We start from the raw sequence: 4,823 nt of genomic DNA, 5'->3' as shown, positions 1-4,823 counted from the left end.
AATGGGATAGAGAGCTGCGTAGTTCAGCCAAGGCGGGTCAATCCGCTCGAAGTGAAAGCGAAAGGGGAGGGACTGGAAGCCTCCCATGTCATGTAATAGATGACTATACTTTTACCAGCTATAAATATCTCAAACGGCCCTCCAAGACCGACAAGCAAGCTGAAAATTGACGCATTCAATTGTTTGCCCGCGAGAACTCAGAGAATATAATAGAAGATAGATTTTTAGTAGAGGCGAGATTCCTACCTTGACTACTCCGATTCCTCAAAACTTTGTGCAAACGATCGCGAAAGAGCGCGGTGTCACAGATGCCGAGTTAGAGACTGTGTTTATGGCTCTCGACGGTCAATCTACGGCTACCATCGCAACCAAGCTTGGCATTAGCGATATCGCCGTTCGCAAAAGACTAGGCGAAGTTTACAAAAAGTTTCAGATCGCGGGGAATGGCCCTGGAAAGCTCTCGGAATTGAGGCATCAGTTGCTATTTTCTTACCACACGGAGGAGGGCTCGATTGATTTTAGTCAAGGTAAAGGATCTCTATTCAAAACGCCGATAGGACGGCGACAAGAAGATTGGGACCAAGCACCGGATGTGGCAGTTTTTTACGGGCGGACTGAAGAATTAACTACTTTAAAGCAGTGGATTGTATCCGATAATTGTCGCGTAGTAGCGCTGCTGGGTTTGGCTGGTAGTGGGAAAACAACTCTGTCGGTGCAGTTGGCAAAACAGGTACAGCATGAGTTTGATTTTGTGATTTGGCGATCGCTGCGATCGGCACCAACAGCATCCGACTTCCTCACTAGCTTAATTCAACTTTTTGCTAACCAACAAAAGTCCGCTCTGCCGTTAGCGGAGCCCTCGCAGGCGATCGACTTTAACGGCAAAATTTCGCGCCTAGTCGAGTATCTGCGCCAGCAGCGCTGTCTGATAATTTTAGACGATTTTGAAGCAGTGCTCAAACCAGAAGAACTAGCGGGACATTACCGCGAAGGCTGTGAAGGATATCGAGATTTAATTGTGCGGCTGTGTGAAGTCAATCACCAGAGCTGTTTTGTCCTAGTTAGTGCCGAAGAACCTACGGAAATGGCTTTGCTAGCTGGAGAAAAAGTGCGGTTTTTAAAGCCTGCTATTTCCGAGGAAATAGCCCGAGATATTTTCAAAGAAAAAGGTTTGTCCGCCCAAGATAGAGAATGGGAAATCTTGTTAGCCCGGTACGGAGGCAATCTGTTAGCAATCAAGATTGTGGCAACAACGATTAACGAGTTTTTTGAAGGAAATGTTGTCAAGTTTTTGGAAGCGACGGCGTTATTTATTGAAGAACACATCAGCAATTTACTCGCGCAGCAGTTCGATCGAATGTCAAATTCAGAACAAGAGATTTCCTACTGGCTGGCTATTGCTCAAAGTCCGATTTCCCTAGCGAGTTTGCGAGAGCAGATGTTAGTCAATTCGTCTCTTTCTGATTTGGTAAAAAATCTCGATTCTCTCGGCCGTCGCTTTCTAATCGAAAAAATAAGTGAGAGCGGGCAAACTGTTTTTAGGCTGAAGCCTTTAATCGTGCAATATGTAAGTGAAAGATTAGTCGAGCAGATTCAAGCGGAGGTTTTGGAGACCGTCAAAATGCAAGGAATAGAAAGAATGTGGCTGTTAAAAACTCACAATCTTAGTAGGAGTGTTGCTCAACAAAAAGAAAGTAAAGAGGCTCGCAGTCGCTCAATTGTAGAATTAGTTAAAAATCGGCTGCAAGTGTTGTTTCTGAAAACTGTAGGTTCGGAAGAACCGCTAAATATCCTGACGAAAGTTGCCTCGGGGCTGGAAGATAAATCGATGCTTGAGGTGGGATATGCTAGGGAAAATTTAGCTCAGATTATTTTAGGAATTCGGCGCTAGTATCAGATCCGGCAAATTACACCAATTATGCAAAATACTGCAATAGTATTTGTAGGTGTGTCGCCCTAAAAAATCCTTCAACAGTTGACAGTTGACAGTTGACAGTTGACAGTTTGAGAGCGACATCTACCTAGAAGGAAGAGGATTGGAGTAATGAATAGTCTGATTTAAATTTCTCCCTCACTCGTGTTCCGGCTTTCAACCAATTATTTCTGGTAAATTCAATCGACAATCTGACGGCAATGCACCTTAAACGATATTTGAGAAAACAAGGGAAAAAATTGTTTTGCCGCCATAGTTTTTGTCAATCGTATAATAAACTTCATCGGTTCGTAGTGCGGACTTAAGTCCGCTCTCCGGCTGCGGACTTAAGTCCGCACTACGAACCGTTTTTGTTATGGCGATCGACCTGAAATGAAATGATATGATAGGTCAACCGCAAATGTCAATCAAATAAATACAGATCGACGCAGATTCATTTCAAATCAAAATAGTTTGTGAATGAGCGCAAGAAGTCTCAGGTGCGTCGGGAGCATCTCATTTTTGAAAAAAGCATTTTTTATGATAGTGCGATCGCGCTTGATGCTCCCGGTGCGTGGTGCGGATCTATGAGATTGTCGATTTTTCCCGATAAATTTTCGATGGCGACGCACCCTACGATTCTGTCAACTGTCAACTGTCAACTGTCAACTGTCAACTGTCAACTGCCTTATGCAACAAAAAAACGATCGCCCTTTAACAAAAGCGATCGCCCAATTTTCAGCAAAAACAGAATTGGATAAAATTATTTGACAATACCCAAAACCGATGCAGATTCAGATCCGGTAATTTTGCCCAAAGCAGGTACTGTTGGAGCCTGTGCAATTTTGGGTGCCAAAAATCCCTTCGCATAAATCTGAGGATTTTGTTGAACGATGAGGGTGTAAGATTGGCGGACTTCGGCGTTAACAGCCACAGTCTTCGCGTCGTAAACCTGCATCGCCATGTTCGGATAAAAACCAATGCCGACAATCGGGATCAAGAAGCAAAATGCGATCGCCACTTCGCGAGGTTGAGCATCGATAAACTTTGCATCACCAGGCAAAACGCAACTATTACCGAAACAAACCGCTTCATCCAGATTGTTTCGCTGATTCCGCAAATCTAGATCTTCTAGATCGCAAGCTGCCAATGTTCCACAGTTGTAAAATAACTGTCGCAGCATCGAGAGCAAATAAATCGGTGTCAAAATCAGTCCCACTGCCGCCAGGAACACTATTACTGCGCGGAAAGAAGTACCGTACATATCGCTAGTTGCGACGCCCACAAAAACTGATAATTCGCTAGCAAAACCGCTCATCCCGGGGAGTGCTAAAGAAGCCATCGCGCCTGCTGTAAACAAAGCAAACACTTTTGGCATCACTTTTCCAATCTCGCCCATCTCGTCCATGATCATGGTATGGGTGCGATCGTAAGTCACGCCAGCCAGGAAAAACAATACTGAGGCGATCAAACCGTGGGAAATCATTTGCAGCAGCGCCCCGTTGATTCCCAAATCCGTGAAGGAAGCAATACCCAACAACACGAATCCCATGTGAGAAATCGACGAATTCGCAAGTCGGCGCTTCATGTTGGTTTGGCCGAAGGAATTCAGCGCGCCGTAGATAATGTTAACTACGCCGAGCACCGCCATAATCGGTGCAAAGTAAACGTGTGCTTTCGGAAGAAGTTCCAAATTCAAGCGAATCAGTCCGTAGCCGCCCATTTTCAGCAGCACGCCGGCCAGAATCATCGACACAGGAGAAGATGCTTCACCGTGGGCATCAGGCAGCCATGTGTGAAAGGGGAAAATCGCGAGTTTCACGCCGAAGGCAATAAACAATCCCGCATAAAGTAGGATTTCTAAACCTAGCGGATAGTCCTTCAAGCCCAGTTCTACCATGTCGAAGGTAACGTTTCCTCCGCCGTAGAATCCCATTGCTAAGGCAGCGACGAGAATAAAGATAGAAGCGCCGGCGGTGTAAATCAAGAATTTGGTGGCTGCGTAGCGACGGTTTTGTCCGCCCCAAATCGAGATTAGCAAGTACACCGGAATTAGTTCTAATTCCCAAACAATGAACAGCAGCATGATGTCTTGGGCGACAAATACTCCGATTTGTGCCGAGTACATCACCAGCATTAGGAAGTAGAAAAGTCGCGGCTTGCGATCGACTTCCCATGCAGCAAAAATAGATAGTGTCGTCACCAATCCCGCCAATAACACCAGCGGAACTGACAGCCCATCAACCGAAACAGACCAGTTGAGGCCTAAAGAGGGTATCCAGGAATATTTCTCGACGATTTGGAAAGTGGAGATGCTCGGATCGTAGTGCGTCCAAAACACCCAGCACATTAATACAAAATCTGCAATGCCTACGCCCAGGGCATACCAACGCACAGTTTTGCCGTCTGTATCGGGCAGAAAAGGGATGGCGAGGGCAGCTACGAGGGGTAGCATATTGATCCGCTATCATGATATTGAGAATAAATACTTAGTTGAAAGTTACGACTATTGTAATACTTAATTTTAATAAAAACTTAAGATTTGCAAATATTTTTTTCTACGAATACCGGGAGGAAAAATCTACCCATAAGCTGCGGCAAATGTCAAGAGTTTTTTCAGATTAATTTTTTTTACATGAAAAGGTACGTTGTTGCGCTTCAGCGCTCTTTTCCACAACATGAAAGAGCGCTGAAGCGCAACTACGTACCTAAAATCAACCACTATCAGAGTGCCAGTTGTGTCCAGGACTGTCCAAGTAATGCGATCGCTCAAGGCTTTGGGCAAGTCTTATTGGGGAAGTCACAGCTATAGATATAGGGTTTCTGCCAACTCAGGGGAATTTCCAACAAATCCCTGGTTCCGGTCATTCCTTGTCCCAAAAAGAGCAATACAGCGATCGAGTTCAAGATG

3 protein-coding genes and 1 pseudogene are annotated in these 4,823 nt (G+C 45.1%); 2 read left to right on the top strand and 2 right to left on the bottom strand.

The features are described 5' to 3' along the window. Positions 1-247: 247 nt before the first annotated feature. Both JGK20_RS33140 and JGK20_RS33135 read left to right on the top strand, forming a co-directional pair. On the top strand, positions 248-1,891 hold the full coding sequence (locus tag JGK20_RS33140) for an NB-ARC domain-containing protein (RefSeq protein ID WP_293208306.1): 1,644 nt from the start codon (positions 248-250) through the stop codon (positions 1,889-1,891). 497 nt (positions 1,892-2,388) lie between these two features. Beyond that, positions 2,389-2,673 (top strand): hypothetical protein, encoded by a 285-nt coding sequence (locus tag JGK20_RS33135; RefSeq protein WP_293208304.1) that lies wholly within the window; start codon positions 2,389-2,391, stop codon positions 2,671-2,673. 2 nt (positions 2,674-2,675) lie between these two features. Here JGK20_RS33135 and JGK20_RS33130 read toward each other — a convergent pair whose 3' ends face one another. After that, positions 2,676-4,367 carry an NAD(P)H-quinone oxidoreductase subunit 4 gene (locus JGK20_RS33130; RefSeq protein ID WP_293233652.1) on the bottom strand — a complete coding sequence of 564 codons (1,692 nt, stop codon included), beginning with the start codon at positions 4,365-4,367 and terminating at the stop codon, positions 2,676-2,678. Between the two features lie 314 nt (positions 4,368-4,681). Beyond that, positions 4,682-4,823 (bottom strand): annotated as a pseudogene (locus JGK20_RS33125) (DUF4079 domain-containing protein); the annotation flags it as partial.

The organism is Microcoleus sp. PH2017_05_CCC_O_A (genome assembly GCF_020738785.1).
Lineage (GTDB): Bacteria > Cyanobacteriota > Cyanobacteriia > Cyanobacteriales > Microcoleaceae > Microcoleus.
The sequence above is the reverse complement of the archived record's forward strand: the minus strand, read 5'-3'. Positions and strand labels throughout refer to the sequence as shown.

What these genes read in the sequence shown, in the direction of transcription:
- JGK20_RS33130 (WP_293233652.1), bottom strand. Translation starts at nt 4,367, where the DNA reads ATGCTACCCCTCGTAGCTGCCCTCGCCATCCCTTTTCTGCCCGATACA.